Raw genomic sequence first — 14,809 nt, 5'->3', positions numbered from 1 at the left:
TGGTGGGGTACAAAGAAAATATACTCGGTTCTCGATACATATTTAAATACCGTTTAGTGGCATGGAAAACACTCGGTTCTCGATACATTTTTTAATACCGTTTTTTGACGGTATTAAAAAATACTCGAACTGACAAAATTATCATTTTTCAAAATTAACTATTATTTGTAGTGAGTCTTGCTTATATTTGTAGCAAGTTTTAAAATGCAGAATTAAGATTTGAGAATCAAGTACTAAGAATCAAGATTCAGGACTTTGTCTCAATAGTGTATTTGTAGTAGAAAGAAGAAAATGAAAAACATTCAAGCAAACATAAAACACCTTCGCTCCTTAAAACAGTTGTCTCAAGAGCGTTTTGCCGATGAGTTGGGTTGGTCACGATCGGTAGTGGGATCATATGAGGAAGGGCGTTCTGAACCACCTATTGACCGATTGATTGATTTGTCCAATTACTTTAAAATCCCCATTGACATTTTGGTCAAAAATGATTTACGTAAAGCCAAAGATACCTCGTTTATTGATATTGGAAGTAAGCGCGTGCTGTTCCCGATAACCGTCAACGAAGACAATGAAGATCTTATTGAAATTGTGCCTGCAAAAGCCTCTGCGGGGTATTTGGCAGGTTATGATGATCCAGAATATATTGAACAGCTGCAAAAAATAAAGTTGCCTTTTCTTCCTACAGGAACCCACCGTGCCTTTCCAATTAAAGGCGACTCCATGCTGCCCGTAAAAGACGGGTCTTTTGTGGTGGCAAAGTATGTGGAGGATATTCAGGATGTGAAAAATGGACGCACCTATATTGTGTTGACTAAAGATGATGGACTGGTTTATAAGCGCGTGTATAATTTAATTGAAGAGAAACAGACCTTGATGTTAAGTAGCGATAATAAAGCTTATCAACCTTACGAAGTTCCTATTGAAAATGTATTGGAACTGTGGGAATTTACCTGCTGTATCAACACTCAGGAATACGATGAAAAGGAATTGAAACTGAGCAGTATTATGGCAATGTTCCAAGAATTAAAAGTAGAGCTGGAAGCGGTTCAAAAAATGGCCTAATGGGAAAAACCAAAGCAACATATACCATTATTGACGTTGAAACCACCGGACGTGGTAACAAAATCACTGAAATTTCCATTTTTAAACATGACGGTGACAAGGTGGTTGATGAATTCACGTCGCTGGTCAATCCGGAGTCGTTAATTCCTGATTATATTACCGCATTAACCGGTATTGATAATGCGATGGTTGCGGATGCACCCACCTTTGCAGAAATTTCAGAAGCGATTCTTGCCATTACTGAAGACACTATTTTTGTGGCCCATAATGTCAATTTTGATTATAACGTGATTCGTAATGAATTCAAAGCCATTGGCGGCGATTTCAGACGACGAAAATTATGCACCGTGCGATTGTCGCGTACGCTGTTCCCCGGATTCCGATCGTATAGTTTGGGAAAATTGTGTGCTGCTATGGAGATTGATTTGGTAGACAGGCACCGTGCACGCGGTGATGCCGAAGCTACCGTGACCTTGTTTCAAAAACTATTGGCGCATAAACATTCGGAAACTGTTTTTGCGGACTTTTTGAAAAAAGGATCGAAAGAAGCCACCTTGCCGTCGCACTTGCCAAGCGCCATTTTTGAAAGTATCCCTAATGGTCCGGGCATTTATTATTTCAAAAACAAGAAAGGAAAAATTATTTATATAGGGAAGGCCATCAATTTAAAAAAGCGTGTCTTGGGACATTTCTATGATAAGAAAGAAAAGGAACTGAACCTTTGTAGAGAAACGGCCCACATTGATTATGAACTGTCAGGAAGTGATTTGGTGGCGCGATTAATGGAAGATGCTGCCATTAAACATCATTTTCCGCTTTATAACCAAGCCGCCAAACGTGTGCCAAAGCCTTATGCGGTTTTTAGTTATGAAGACCGTCGCGGCATTCAGCATTTGGCATTCAACACGCTTAAAGCGACTCCATTTCCGTTACAAATTTTTCACAGCATTCGCGATTGCCGATTGTATTTAGAGCAAGTATGCGAAAAATTTGAATTGTGCCCAAAATACTGTCATTTGCAAGAGAGTGTTTGGATGTGTTCGCATTACAAATTGACCACTTGTAAAGGTGTTTGTAAGGATGAAGAATCGGTAGTGGATTATAACGAACGGGCGAATTTGGCCATTGAATATATGGCAACGTCCAATCAGAACATCGTCTTGAAGGAAAAGGGACGACATCAGGAAGAGGAAGCTTTTGTGTTGATTAAAAACGGACTTTATCTAGGCTATGGTTTTGTAGAAAAATCAGCGCAAGTTGTGCACATGGACGATTTGGAAACTTTCCTTATTCCGCAAAAGGAAACCATGGAAGTTCAGGGCATTTTGAGAAAACTGTTGTTGCAGCCTTCCGGTGTCGAAACATTGGAATTGCACTAATATTATAAATAGTCTATATAAAAAAAAGCACTTAATTTCTTAAGTGCTTTTTCATTTTTTAAGTTGACATTATTATTCCGTCACACGATACCATTTTTGGGTTCTGTAGAAAAAGGCCACGTAGCCACGAACGTTTAATGTGTTTGGACTGTCTTTATCAATCCACATTTTGCATTTGTATTCTTTGCCTTTCTGCGGATCGAAAATCGTACCGCCTTCATACTCATTATCGCTATTTTTAGTCAAACCTTTCACTATGACCAAGCCTTCAATGGGCTGATTGTAATCTTTTCCTTCACATTTAATGCAAGGTTTGCCTTGATCTTCAGGAAGCAATAATTTTGAAACCTTTCCGTAAATTTTTCCGTTAGCGTTATAAAGTTCAACGATGGATTTGGTCTTTCCCGTTTCATCATCAACCGTTTTCCATTTGCCCGTAATTTGCTGTGCTTGGGCTAATGGAATGCTCAAGAGTAATGCGAGGCATACTAAATAGGTTTTTATCGTCTTCATAACTGAATATTAAAGAATAAATCGAATTCCCACATTAATTCCTGTGCCACTTGCATTCACGTATTGCGTCGGGATGACACGTGGTTTGGTTTGGTCAGGTTGAGTGGTGGTACTTTGATTGTAATCATCAGAAAATTCAAATTCTTTTTCATAAACAGGTAAATCTGCTAACTGTTGTCCCGGTACCAATTGCGATTGTCCGTCAGAAATAGCGGTTGTAGAATATTCCGTGATTTTTGCCGATTTACTTTTGATGCTTAAGTTTTTGATCTCTACTTCACCAAAAACACTAAAGTTGTCGCTGATTGGGTAAGTGATTCCTAGCGCTCCAAAATAGCCCACGCTAAATTTAGCTTGCACTTCACTCAATGCCTCTACCAAAATATCCGTGCCTTCGCCACCGCCATTTTTTTGTCTTGCAACAGTTTCAATCGTCAGGTCGCCTGCTACAGGAACAATCAATCCGATACGCGCGTAAGGGTTAACCGCCTTAAAATTTGGAGTGATGAAGATTCCTGGAGCCACATCAAATCCTCTTAAATAGGTATTGGCTTCAGAATTGACCTGCGGACTTCTCAAACGGCCAATCATTGTTTTATCACCATGGAAATACGTGATGCCCATTTCAGCACCAAAATAAGGGTTGAACATATAGCCACCGGTAACATTGAATTTTAGTCCAGCACCAGCCGTGCCATTTAATGATTTTACATTAATTGAAGAACCGTCTGCATTCACCGTAATATCAGTAGATTGCTTGATGCCAGTAAGTTCATTTGGGTCAGCGTTGTTAAATTCCGTTTTTCCAGATTGAAAACTGTAACCGCCAGTAACACGGATGTAAAAGCTTGAATCTTCAATAGGAGTCATGTCATTTTGAGCTTGTGAAACATAAGTTGTCGCCATTAGTATACAAGCTAACAAAGCGTTGCGTGTCATTTTCATAATTATAATTTTTAGTTCTATAATTTTTTCATGTGGATATGGTTGAGATGCTATTTCTCAAACCATAATGGGAGGTAAAGTTACGAAGAATAAAATGCTTCAATGCATTAAATCCTAACCCATATAGGCGTTTGTGAGCACTTGGGTTACCATCATACGACTCGTTTTTGACGATTAAAAATGGTATAAAAAGTGATTTTTAATCAAATTATATTTTAGTTAAATTATATTTAAATTTTCAGACTGAAATTGAATCAATTACAACAGATTTTGTGTCAATTTTAACTACTAGTACCTACCAGTTTGTATATGTGCAAAAATATTCTACATTTGTTACATGGGCATTGTCAATATTAAAAAGAAATCCAGCATTCCTAAGTACAAACAAATTGTGGCTTCCATTGAGGCGGCGATTGTTTCCGGTACTTTAAAAAAAGGGGATAAGCTACCTTCTTTAAATACAATTAAAAATCAGCATTCCCTATCTCGAGATACCGTTCTTATGGCATTTAATGAGTTGAAAACCCGCGGAATTATTCAATCTATCGTTGGAAAAGGCTATTATGTTAATAGTGTTGATGTTGAGGTCAACCATAAAATATTCTTACTTTTTGACGAATTTAATTCGTTTAAGGAAGATTTATACAATTCGTTTTTATCTAATTTGGGCGATAATATTCAAGTGGATATTTTCTTTCATCACTTTAATCAGGATATGTTCGCCAAATTGATCAATGATAATGTTGGAGATTATAGCGCGTATGTCATCATGCCTGCAAATTTGAAGAATACCGGACAAGTTATAGAGCGATTGCCACAGGATAAGGTCTATATTTTAGATCAGACTCATGCCGATCTCAAGCAATACCCTTCAGTTTTTCAAAATTTCAAGAAAGATATATATCAGGGGCTTGAAGTGGCTTTAGATAAAATTAAGTCGTATCAAAAACTCGTTTTATTATATCCTGCATCGCGACAACCTCAAGGGATTAAAGATGGTTTTCAGTCATTTTGCGAACATTACAACCTGAATCATGAAATCATAGATAGTTTTTCAAACAGACTGATATCTGCCGGTGAACTTTATATTGTATTGGACGATAAAAACTTAATTCGAATTATAAAGCATATTAAAGAACAAGGGTTGCTAGTGGCAAAAGACATCGGTATTATTTCTTATAATGACACTTTATTGAAAGAAATTGTTGAAGGCGGCATCACGACCATTTCAACCGATTTTAATCTGATGGGGCAACGATTGGCAGAAATGATTTTGAATAAGGAATTTGCCCAAGTTGAAAACCCGAACCGTTTAATAATTAGAAAATCTATATAAACCTTGTATACACTTACAAAAAAAGAAGCGCATGGGTTGCAGTTTGTTGAACTGACTAATGCTGACCAAACCACTAAAGCTACATTATGTCTTAACCAAGGCGGCCGATTGAGTGACCTTGTGTTTAATGGTATTGCGGTGCTTGCCGACTATGCTCCGTCAACGTATAAAGACAATTACGCCTCTTCTATTTTGTTTCCTTTTGCGAACAGAATTAAGGATGGCACTTATTCTTTTGAAGATTATGAATACAGGTTAGATTGTAATGAAGTGGATAAAAACAATGCACTTCATGGATTGGTCTATGATAAGACATTCGAATGTAGTGGTGAAGATCTTCAAGCAAATTATGGATCTGTCACGCTAAATTATCATTACGATGGTTCTTGCAAAGGATTTCCATTTAAGTTTAAAATGAAATTGACCTATAAATTATCTGATGATGATTTAAGTCTGTCGGTTGAAATAAAAAATAAAGACGCGAAGGCACTTCCATTCACCTTAGGCTGGCATCCGTACTTTGTCAGTAAAAATATAGATGAAAGCAGTCTGCATTTTGATAGTGAAACTCAGTTTTTATGCGACACTCAGCAAATTGTTTCTGGCACATGTCCTTTTAATATTGAAATGCCCTACCATCTTAAAGGTGTCACTTTAGATGATGGATATGAGCTCCAATCCGATGCCGTCGAATTTCATACGCCTGAATATCTTTTAATAATAGGCAGTACTTCTGAAAAAAATTATTTACAATTGTATACGCCTAATACCTCAAATGTTATTGCTATTGAGCCAATGACGGGTGCGGCAGATAGTTTTAACAACGCTATAGGTTTGCAAACATTACAGCCAAATGCAGAGTATGACGTTACATGGACCATCGTATTTAAAGATCTTAGAGATTAATGAACACTAACAAACTAATCAGATAATTATGCAATTTTTAACTTTTATTGGGTTTACGGTACTCGTCGCGGTAATCTCCTATTTAAAAACCAGAAAAACAGATGAAGGCACTTCAGATGGGTATTTTTTGGGTGGACGTAGTTTAACTGCAGGCGTTGTTGCAGGATCCTTATTGCTTACCAATTTGTCTACGGAACAATTGGTGGGACTCAATGGATCAGCTTACCAAAGCGGATTATCCGTGATGGTATGGGAAACTGTTGCCGCCGTTGCTATGGTCCTAACCGCTATTTTCCTATTACCGCGCTATTTAAAAGGCGGGTTGACAACTATTCCTGGGTTTTTGTCAGAGCGTTTTGACGTTACAACAAAAACCTTAACCTCTGTATTATTCCTTTCGGGGTATGTAGTTGTGTTACTTCCGGTTATTTTATATTCTGGTTCTCTGGCTATTAGTGGGATGTTTGATGTGCCTGAACTATTAGGGGTTACCCAAACCCAGTCTATTTGGATCTGTGTGTGGGGCATTGGGATCATCGGATCTATTTATGCCGTATTTGGTGGACTTAAAGCCGTTGCGGTATCTGATTCCATTAATGCGATTGGCTTGTTGATTGGTGGCGTGTTAATCCCGATTTTTGGATTGTTGATGATTGGTGATGGGAATATGTTAGATGGGTTATCCATCCTAACTACTGAACATCCAGACAAATTTAAATCGATGGGAGGACCGACAGATCCGGTGCCATTCTATACCATATTTACAGGGATGATGTTGGTCAATTTATTTTATTGGGGTACCAACCAACAAATCATCCAAAGAGCACTTGGTGCAAAGAATTTAAAAGAAGGCCAAAAAGGATTATTGTTGGCAGGGTTCATTAAAATATTGGGCCCAATCATTGTGGTTTTGCCAGGATTGATCGCTTATCATATGTTTCAAGGAACATTAGAAAATGCAGATAGTGCTTATCCTATGTTGGTTAAAAAAGTATTACCTACAGCATTTGTAGGCTTTTTTGCAGCGGTAGTTTTTGGTGCTATTTTGAGTTCCTTTAATAGTGTGCTAAACAGTTCCGTTACCTTGTTTGGTATCGATGTCTATAAGCAACACATCAATAAGGATGCTGACGAAAAAACGGTAGTTAAATACGGTAAAACTTTTGGAATTGTCTTAGCAATTGCGGCTATGTTTATTGCGCCACTGATTGCCAACGCAGGTAGTTTGTTTGCGTATTTACAAGAGATCAACGGAATTTATAGTATTCCAATCTTAACCATTATTGTGGTAGGATATACCACTAAACGTGTACCTGCTATTGCAGCTAAGGTAGGTTTGGTGTCTGGGTGTTTCCTTTACATTATCAGTCAATTCTTTATGAAGGACTACTTTATTGGTAAGGCACTTGCTGAAGCATCGGTTATGGGCGTTACTGATAAGGCTGCGTTAGCACTTGTTGAAGCGCAGGCTTATCCTCACTTTTTGGATATCATGGCTATTTTATTCGTGTTGAATATTGTGATCATGTTAATCATCGGGAAACTAAAACCAAGAGAAACACCTTTCGTTCAAGAATACACCAAACAGGTAGATATCACCCCTTATAAGCATGTGAAGGCTGTTGGTTTGGTCATCTGTTTATTGGTTATTGCAGTGTATGTTTATTTTGCTTAATTATGAAGAATAAGAAATTAATTAAAGACGTTAAACAGCGTTTTAAATCACATTTTAATACAGAACCTTTGCTTGTCTATTCGCCAGGAAGAATCAATTTGATAGGTGAGCATACTGATTATAATGAAGGCTTTGTGTTTCCTGCCGCCATCAATAAAGGCATCGCACTTGCTATTCAAAAAAGTGATGCTCCTACAAGTAAAGTTATTGCCTTAAACATGGAAGAAGCGCATGAATTTGGCTTGGACGCTTTACAGCCTTTGAGTGATGGTGGATGGCGAAATTATATCTTAGGGGTTATTGCTGAAGTTCAAAAGTTGGGTAAAAACCCAGGCAACTTCAATAGTGTGTTTGCGGGCAATATTCCTGGAGGTGCAGGCATGTCTTCATCAGCAGCCTTAGAAAATAGTTTTGTCTATGGGTTAAATGAACTTTTTAATCTTGGTTTGACCAAAGAGGAAATGATTTTAGTCTCCCAAAAAGCGGAGCATAATTTTGTAGGCGTTAATTGTGGGATTATGGATCAGTATGCCAGTATGTTTGGCATCACGGACAGCGCTTTACTTTTAGATTGTCGAACGGTTGAGTCCAAAGCCTATACCATCGACTTTAAAGATTATGAATTGATGCTCATTAATACTAATGTAAAACACGATTTATCAGAAAGTGCCTATAACGACCGACGCGCAGTATGTGAGAATATATCAAAACTTCTAAATGTTGCTGCTTTAAGGGATGCAACAAAGGCGGATTTAGATGGTTTGAAGTCTGAGATTAGTGAAGCTGATTATCAAAAAGCACTCTATGTTATTCAAGAAAATAATCGTGTTCAGCGTTTTGCTGAAGCGATTGAGGAAAATGATGTTGACACGTTGGGAGACTTGCTTTTTCAATCGCATAACGGTTTGAGTAAACAATATCAAGTGAGTTGCGCTGAGCTCGATTTTTTAGTGGAAAAAGCAAAAGAAAGTCCCGATGTTGCTGGTGCCCGGATGATGGGTGGCGGTTTTGGTGGCTGTACAATCAACTTGGTGTTGAAAAGTGCCTTTAAAACCTTTAAAAAAGAAGTTTCTGAACAGTATAAAAACGAATTCGGAACAGCGTGTTCTGTTTATAAAGTGAAGTTATCACAGGGAACACACGTTATCAAGTCTTAATTATACATTAAAGTACAATGAATACAAATTTACAAGATTACTCGCATAAACGATTCAATATATTAACTGGCGAATGGGTATTGGTGTCGCCACATAGAGCGAAGCGACCGTGGCAAGGACAAAATGAAGCGGTGGCAAATGAAAACCGTCCAGCACATGACCCAGAATGTTATTTGTGTGCGGGAAATACACGGATTAATGGTGAAAAAAATCCAGATTATAAAGATGCCTTTGTATTCACCAATGATTTTGCAGCTTTGCAAACCACATCACCTGTGTTTTCTGTAAATGAAGGTTTGTTTAAAGCGGAAAGTGAGCAAGGTATTTGTAAAGTGATTTGCTTTAGCCCTGACCATTCGAAAAGTTTGGCGGATATGGCAGTTGAAGATATTACGAAAGTGGTGAAAACCTGGCAAGCTGAATATGACTTATTAGGTGCTAATGAAGCGATTAACTACGTGCAGATTTTTGAAAATAAAGGTGCTGTAATGGGCTGTAGCAATCCACATCCGCACGGTCAAATTTGGAGTCAATCAACGCTACCAAACGAGGTAGAGAAAAAAGATTTACATCAAAAAACCTATTATGATACGCATAAAAGCAGTCTTTTAGGCGATTATTTAAAGCAGGAACTTGAAGCGCATGAACGTATCATTTATCAGAATGACCACTTTGTAGTACTGACGCCGTTTTGGGCGGTTTGGCCGTTTGAGACCATGATTGTTCCGAAGTACAACTACACCAATATTTCAGAATTATCAGATGCTGAAAGTATCGCTTTTGCAGATGCTATTTCTAAAATCACCAAAGCTTATGATGCACTGTTTCAAGTGTCATTTCCATATTCTAGCGGGATCCATCAAGCACCAACCAACGGACAAGATAATAGCCATTGGCATTGGCATATGAGTTTTTACCCGCCATTATTGAGAAGTGCGACGGTTAAGAAATTTATGGTAGGCTATGAAATGTTTGGATCGCCACAACGTGATATTACTGCGGAGCAAGCAGCCGATAGGCTTAGAGCGTTGGTTGTTTAATAATATATTTATAACGATAAAAAAAGGCTTCAATAATTCTATTGAGGCCTTTTTTGAAGGTGTCGCACGCTAATCAGTATTTTAACCCCTTTACTAACTCTGCAAATCCTGCAGCAGGTTTCCAGTCCGATTCTGGTTCAAAGTAATTCCATAAATATGCGGAAATTGCTCTCTGTAATTCCCATGCTTTATTATCAAATCCCCAAGATTCATCGGCATTGTTTTTAGTAGCGATGTAAAATACATAATCTCCACTTGGCGCATTCACCATCACTAATTCTGAACGTGATTTATTAACCATCCCTTGTTTAGCAGCAGTTTGTACGTGCGGCGGAATTTGAGAAAGGGAGTAATCAGTATAAAAAGAGTTGCTCATAATTCGGTACATTTCATCACTCGCAGCGTCATCAACTAAGGTTCTGTTTCTCATTTTTATAAGCAAAGACGCCATTTCACGAGGTGTAGTTTGTCCCCAACCATAGGTTTCCCAATCTAAAGTTCTGCCTTCGGTTCGGCTATTCACTCGCGTATGTTCTAAGCCTAAGTCGGCCAAGGTTTTGTTGATGGCCAGTCCGCCACCTACAAGTTCTTGGCACCACAAGGACGTGGTATTATCACTCATCGTAATCATCAACGACACCAAAGTACGAAGGTCCGTAACGGTACTGTCTTTATAAAACTGCATTAATCCTGATCCGCCATACACACGTTTTGCATCATACACCATGGTGTCATTAAGATGCAGTTTCCCCTTTTTTATCTGATTAAACACTTCAATTAAAATTGGCACCTTAACAATGCTCGCCGTTGGGAAAATAGTATCGGCATTGATGGCCGCTTCTTTTTGGGTTTTAAGATTGTAAACATAAATGCCAACATCGCCTTCAAAGTTTTTGACGAGTTCTGTAAGTCCGTTTTCCAAGGTTTTATCAGTTTGCTGTGCCGACATAAAATGGCATAAAAAAATTAGCACTAAGGAACAACATAGTTTGGTTTTCATAAATAAGACGTGTCAATTGTATTCTTGGGATAATTTACGAAAATTATGATTATTGTGTCTTCATTGTATAGAAGCAGTAAGATGTTGCGCAACGAGATCAACGTTAGGAACGTAACATCAGGACTGTTGAGAAATCTGCTAAGCCCCCAAATCCAACTCCATAATGGTTTGGGACGTATAGTAGCCCAGTAAGCTCAACTCACGCACCGTAGTCATAAAAGTGTATAAATGGTAGTCTGGTTTGATAGCATTTGAAAGCGTATTATAATCGGAGTCCAGCATTTCAAATACGGCTTTCTCTTGATCTTTTGAAACATTAAAATAAGTGCTTAGCATCAATTCATAATCTTGTTGAGTACCTTCAGTGGTTGAATTGCCCGTGATTTTTAAAAATTTTTTGGAGAATTCAGCAACACCCAATCTCATTTCCTTTTGCTGTTGATCATCTAGCACATGCTGGCACATCTTGTCAACAAAATGTGCAATGTTGAGGTCTTTCGCGCCTACAGTGGCTGTTTTAGGTAGTATAAAATCTACTAACTGTGCGATGTTATACATGTCAGAAGCCTTAAAAAACTCTGAAGTTAAAGTCGGTTTTTCATCGCTGCAGGAATTAAACAAACTGATGATGGTTGCGCCTGAAACCGCAAAGCCAAAGGACAATGCCATATTTTTAAGAGCCATTCTTCTATCCATCGTTACAATAGGTTTTGTTTTAATTGTTTTACAGCATGGTCTACCGCTCGCGCCGTAAGTGCCATATAGGTTAGCGACGGATTTTGGTTTCCAGAAGAGGTCATACACGCCCCATCTGTGACGTAAACGTTGGGAACGGCGTGAATTTGATTGTATTTATTTAATACAGAAGTTTTCGGATCGTGGCCCATTCGTGCAGTGCCCATTTCATGGATGGCATGCCCCAAATAGAGTGCGGTATCAAAACCTTTAACATCTTCAAAACCGGCAAGCTCTAACATTTTTATGGCTTCCTGCTGCATGTCCTTACGCATCTCTAGCTCATTTTCTTTAAATTCTGCATCAAAAGTGACTGTTGGGAGTCCCCATTGGTCTTTTTTAGTATCATCGAGCGTCATTTTATTCTCATGATAAGGTAGGCATTCGCCAAAACCAGTCATACCAATGCGCCAAGGCCCAGGTTTTAAAAGCTCGTCTTTCAGCGCTTCTCCGTAGCTCAACTCTTTAATGGCACGGCGCCAATCGGTTCGGCTGGCACTGCCCTGAAAGGAATACCCTCTTAAAAAATTAGGCTGAGGTTCCGTGTCCTTTAAATTTCTAAAACGTGGAATGTGGAAACTTGCAGGACGATTATTAGTGTAAGGCACCTCTTTGAATTTGGTAGTGGTACCTGTAGCGCCAACTCTAAAGTGGTGGTCCATTAAGTTGTGGCCCAATTCGCCACTGTCGTTTCCTAATCCGTTTGGAAAGCGTTTAGACTTGGATTGTAATAAGATGCTGGTTGTGCCTACAGTAGAGGCGCAGCAGAAGATTATTTTAGCGGAAAACTCAAGAGTTTCATGAGTTTGGGCATCTATAATTTTGACCCCTGTTGCTCTCTTGCTCGTGTCGTCATAAACAATTTCAGAAACGATGGAATGCGGTCTTAAGGTCATATTGCCTGTGCGTTCTGCGGCAGGTAAAGTGGACGAATTACTACTAAAGTAACCACCTAACGGGCAGCCACGCATGCATCTATTTCTGTACGCGCAATTTGCTCTTCCTGTATGATGGGTATCGCCCGTAAGATTGGCAAAGCGCCCCATAGTCAAATAACGGTTTTTATAATGCTTGGAAATTTGATCTCTAAAATCTTTCTCCACTTCATTTAAAGGCATTGCAGGCGATAAATGGCTGTCGGGCAAGTGTGGTAATCCTAAATTTTCACCACACACGCCAATAAACTGTTCCACCTTTGTATACCAAGGTTCAATGTCTTTATAACGAATTGGCCAATCTACGCCAATACCTTCAAGTTTATTTGCTTCAAAATCGAGGTCGCTCATTCTTAAAGCTTGTCTCCCCCAAGTAAGTGATCGTCCGCCAACATGGTACCCTCTGATCCAATCAAAGCGTTTGGTTTCGTTATAAGGGTGTTCTAAATCGTTAACAAACCAATGGGCAGTGGTTTCTTGGGTTACAAAACCGGTGCGACTTTGTTTGTGTTGTTTCGCATTAGCATCGGCGCTTGGCTTCCCGCGGAATTCGAAGTCCCAGCTATCTTTAGTAGCTGTTGGATACTCGCCGTGGTTAACCATTCGGCCTCGCTCGAGGACTAAGGTTTTGAGTCCATGTTCACATAATTCTTTTGCCGCCCAGCCCCCGGAAACTCCGGTGCCAATTACGATGGCATCATACGCCTTATTCAATGTTTTATCCTTTTTATTTGAATCCGTGCAAATTTAATCTTTACATCAGCTACTCACAAAGAAAACAATTTTATAGAAGTTAAAATGGGTATTATTTAAGCTAAAAGGGGGGAGTGATTTGTGATATGGCGATGATGAGTGGAGGGATTGCTTTTATTTTCTCCAATGTCAGTGTAAAAAATAACCGAGACGGAGTTAGTGATTGTTAGAATTGTTTTAATCGTTGTAAATTAATTCAATAGTCATAGTGTCGATTCTTTTGCCTGGTGAATTATCAATATTAATAGTTGTTGCTCTAACCGTTTCAATTTTATGTGGAACTCCAGGATAGTAATAATAGTCGTACGTATTGTTGTCTTGTATTTCAAACACAGCATTTTTTAACACCTCTTCAGTTTCTGTGTTGCCTTCATTCATTTTAAGAACAACCTGTCTTAATAACGCTTTGGTGTCTTCTGGATTTAAATTCAATTCTTGTTTTATGGTGCAAAAGCGTTCATCAAAATCGACATTTTCAAAAGTCAGCGCCGCTTTTGCTTTTATCGGATCTCCACCAAACATATTTGGCAACTCGTCATCGTAATAAAAAGGATGCGTAATATCAAACTCAACGCCCATTGGAAAATGAAAATACTGTAATTCCTTTAACACCAACTCTTCAATGCCTTGCCTTGTGCCATATATAGCTGATAAAGGTTCTAATGAGTTTTTTAATTTTTTAGCCAGGTTCTCATCATTTTTACTTAAAACATTAACAATGTCGCTTATCATGCTAGTCATGGTTTCACTGACTTCCTCCCAATTAATTATTTCTATCAAATCGCCAAGTTCAGACGTTGTATATATGATTTCTATCAAATCATACTTTGAAAATTTATCCGATAATTCTTGAGGAATATTATAGGTGTTTCCTAAATTGTTTTTGTAACTCCATTTTATGGTATACGAAGTTTCTGTGGAATCAATTACGGTGAAATTTGCAATATATTCCTGCTTTTGATCTTTAACGAGTTTGTCTTCTTTCCATTGCTGATTTGTTTTTGAGACTTTAAAATCATAACTATCACCAATTGACCAATAGGCCACGAAAGCGACTTTGGTACTATCAGTCTGTGAATAAAATTGAAATGAGTTTAATGTAATAATTGCAATTAGAAGGATTTTTTTCATTTTATATCAGTTCAGTAATGTAGCATTCACGTAAATACATATACCGTAACATGTCTATAATTATGAGACAGGAATTTTATATGTGGCGAATTGTAACAGCAAGTAACTTAATATTTATGGTTATTCCAATAGGCATTTCTGCTTATATTTGACATGATTGGCAAATTAATTTATCATTTGCAGTTATCGATACGCACTAAACAAAAGGATAGTCGGAAGATTGTTGAAAATATAAACATTCC

At 38.3% G+C, this 14,809-nt stretch carries 13 protein-coding genes; 7 read left to right on the top strand and 6 right to left on the bottom strand.

Annotated elements, in window-relative coordinates:
• The first annotated feature begins 291 nt into the window (after positions 1-291).
• Both BXY82_RS03235 and BXY82_RS03230 read left to right on the top strand, forming a co-directional pair.
• On the top strand, positions 292-1,062 hold the full coding sequence (locus BXY82_RS03235) for an XRE family transcriptional regulator (protein WP_133756736.1): 771 nt from the start codon (positions 292-294) through the stop codon (positions 1,060-1,062).
• A complete protein-coding gene (locus BXY82_RS03230; protein WP_133756735.1) occupies positions 1,062-2,441 on the top strand; it encodes an exonuclease domain-containing protein in 1,380 nt (459 codons plus the stop codon). Before BXY82_RS03235 ends, BXY82_RS03230 begins: the two co-directional genes overlap by 1 nt.
• A gap of 72 nt (positions 2,442-2,513) precedes the next feature.
• Here BXY82_RS03230 and BXY82_RS03225 read toward each other — a convergent pair whose 3' ends face one another.
• Both BXY82_RS03225 and BXY82_RS03220 read right to left on the bottom strand, forming a co-directional pair.
• Positions 2,514-2,954, bottom strand: a complete 441-nt coding sequence (locus BXY82_RS03225; protein ID WP_133756734.1) for a DUF2147 domain-containing protein — start codon at positions 2,952-2,954, stop codon at positions 2,514-2,516.
• Positions 2,955-2,963: 9 nt separating this feature from the next.
• On the bottom strand, positions 2,964-3,899 hold the full coding sequence (locus tag BXY82_RS03220; protein ID WP_133756733.1) for an outer membrane beta-barrel protein: 936 nt from the start codon (positions 3,897-3,899) through the stop codon (positions 2,964-2,966).
• A gap of 337 nt (positions 3,900-4,236) precedes the next feature.
• Between BXY82_RS03220 and BXY82_RS03215 the strand changes: the two genes are divergently transcribed.
• The 5 genes from BXY82_RS03215 to BXY82_RS03195 are packed head-to-tail and all read left to right on the top strand — an operon-like array spanning position 4,237 to position 10,013.
• A complete protein-coding gene (locus tag BXY82_RS03215) occupies positions 4,237-5,235 on the top strand; it encodes a GntR family transcriptional regulator (RefSeq protein WP_133756732.1) in 999 nt (332 codons plus the stop codon).
• Positions 5,236-5,238: 3 nt separating this feature from the next.
• The gene (locus BXY82_RS03210; protein WP_133756731.1) at positions 5,239-6,141 is read left to right on the top strand and encodes an aldose 1-epimerase; all 903 of its coding nucleotides are present in this window, start codon (positions 5,239-5,241) and stop codon (positions 6,139-6,141) included.
• Positions 6,142-6,169: 28 nt separating this feature from the next.
• Positions 6,170-7,816, top strand: coding sequence for a solute:sodium symporter family transporter (locus BXY82_RS03205; protein WP_133756730.1), 1,647 nt, complete (start codon positions 6,170-6,172; stop codon positions 7,814-7,816).
• A gap of 2 nt (positions 7,817-7,818) precedes the next feature.
• Positions 7,819-8,973 carry a galactokinase gene (galK, locus tag BXY82_RS03200; RefSeq protein WP_133756729.1) on the top strand — a complete coding sequence of 385 codons (1,155 nt, stop codon included), beginning with the start codon at positions 7,819-7,821 and terminating at the stop codon, positions 8,971-8,973.
• Between the two features lie 17 nt (positions 8,974-8,990).
• Entirely contained in the window at positions 8,991-10,013 is a 1,023-nt protein-coding gene (locus BXY82_RS03195; RefSeq protein WP_133756728.1) for a UDP-glucose--hexose-1-phosphate uridylyltransferase, read from the top strand.
• Between the two features lie 73 nt (positions 10,014-10,086).
• Here BXY82_RS03195 and BXY82_RS03190 read toward each other — a convergent pair whose 3' ends face one another.
• From BXY82_RS03190 to BXY82_RS03175, 4 genes are all read right to left on the bottom strand, one after another.
• The gene (locus BXY82_RS03190; protein ID WP_133756727.1) at positions 10,087-11,013 is read right to left on the bottom strand and encodes a serine hydrolase; all 927 of its coding nucleotides are present in this window, start codon (positions 11,011-11,013) and stop codon (positions 10,087-10,089) included.
• Positions 11,014-11,151: 138 nt separating this feature from the next.
• Positions 11,152-11,709, bottom strand: a complete 558-nt coding sequence (locus tag BXY82_RS03185) for a gluconate 2-dehydrogenase subunit 3 family protein (RefSeq protein WP_133756726.1) — start codon at positions 11,707-11,709, stop codon at positions 11,152-11,154.
• A gap of 2 nt (positions 11,710-11,711) precedes the next feature.
• Entirely contained in the window at positions 11,712-13,397 is a 1,686-nt protein-coding gene (locus BXY82_RS03180; RefSeq protein ID WP_133756725.1) for a GMC oxidoreductase, read from the bottom strand.
• Between the two features lie 216 nt (positions 13,398-13,613).
• Entirely contained in the window at positions 13,614-14,567 is a 954-nt protein-coding gene (locus tag BXY82_RS03175) for a hypothetical protein (RefSeq protein WP_133756724.1), read from the bottom strand.
• Positions 14,568-14,809 lie beyond the last annotated feature (242 nt).

This window comes from Gelidibacter sediminis (genome assembly GCF_004364975.1).
GTDB lineage: Bacteria > Bacteroidota > Bacteroidia > Flavobacteriales > Flavobacteriaceae > Gelidibacter > Gelidibacter sediminis.
Note: the sequence above shows the minus strand (reverse complement) of the source record. Positions and strands in the feature narration are given on the sequence as shown.

Bases quoted from the DNA above. Each gene is read 5' to 3' on its own strand.
- BXY82_RS03235 (WP_133756736.1), top strand. From the start codon at position 292: ATGAAAAACATTCAAGCAAACATAAAACACCTTCGCTCCTTAAAACAG.
- BXY82_RS03230 (WP_133756735.1), top strand. From the start codon at position 1,062: ATGGGAAAAACCAAAGCAACATATACCATTATTGACGTTGAAACCACC.
- BXY82_RS03225 (WP_133756734.1), bottom strand. From the start codon at position 2,954: ATGAAGACGATAAAAACCTATTTAGTATGCCTCGCATTACTCTTGAGC.
- BXY82_RS03220 (WP_133756733.1), bottom strand. From the start codon at position 3,899: ATGAAAATGACACGCAACGCTTTGTTAGCTTGTATACTAATGGCGACA.
- BXY82_RS03215 (WP_133756732.1), top strand. From the start codon at position 4,237: ATGGGCATTGTCAATATTAAAAAGAAATCCAGCATTCCTAAGTACAAA.
- BXY82_RS03205 (WP_133756730.1), top strand. From the start codon at position 6,170: ATGCAATTTTTAACTTTTATTGGGTTTACGGTACTCGTCGCGGTAATC.
- galK (WP_133756729.1), top strand. From the start codon at position 7,819: ATGAAGAATAAGAAATTAATTAAAGACGTTAAACAGCGTTTTAAATCA.
- BXY82_RS03195 (WP_133756728.1), top strand. From the start codon at position 8,991: ATGAATACAAATTTACAAGATTACTCGCATAAACGATTCAATATATTA.
- BXY82_RS03190 (WP_133756727.1), bottom strand. From the start codon at position 11,013: ATGAAAACCAAACTATGTTGTTCCTTAGTGCTAATTTTTTTATGCCAT.
- BXY82_RS03185 (WP_133756726.1), bottom strand. From the start codon at position 11,709: ATGGATAGAAGAATGGCTCTTAAAAATATGGCATTGTCCTTTGGCTTT.
- BXY82_RS03175 (WP_133756724.1), bottom strand. From the start codon at position 14,567: ATGAAAAAAATCCTTCTAATTGCAATTATTACATTAAACTCATTTCAA.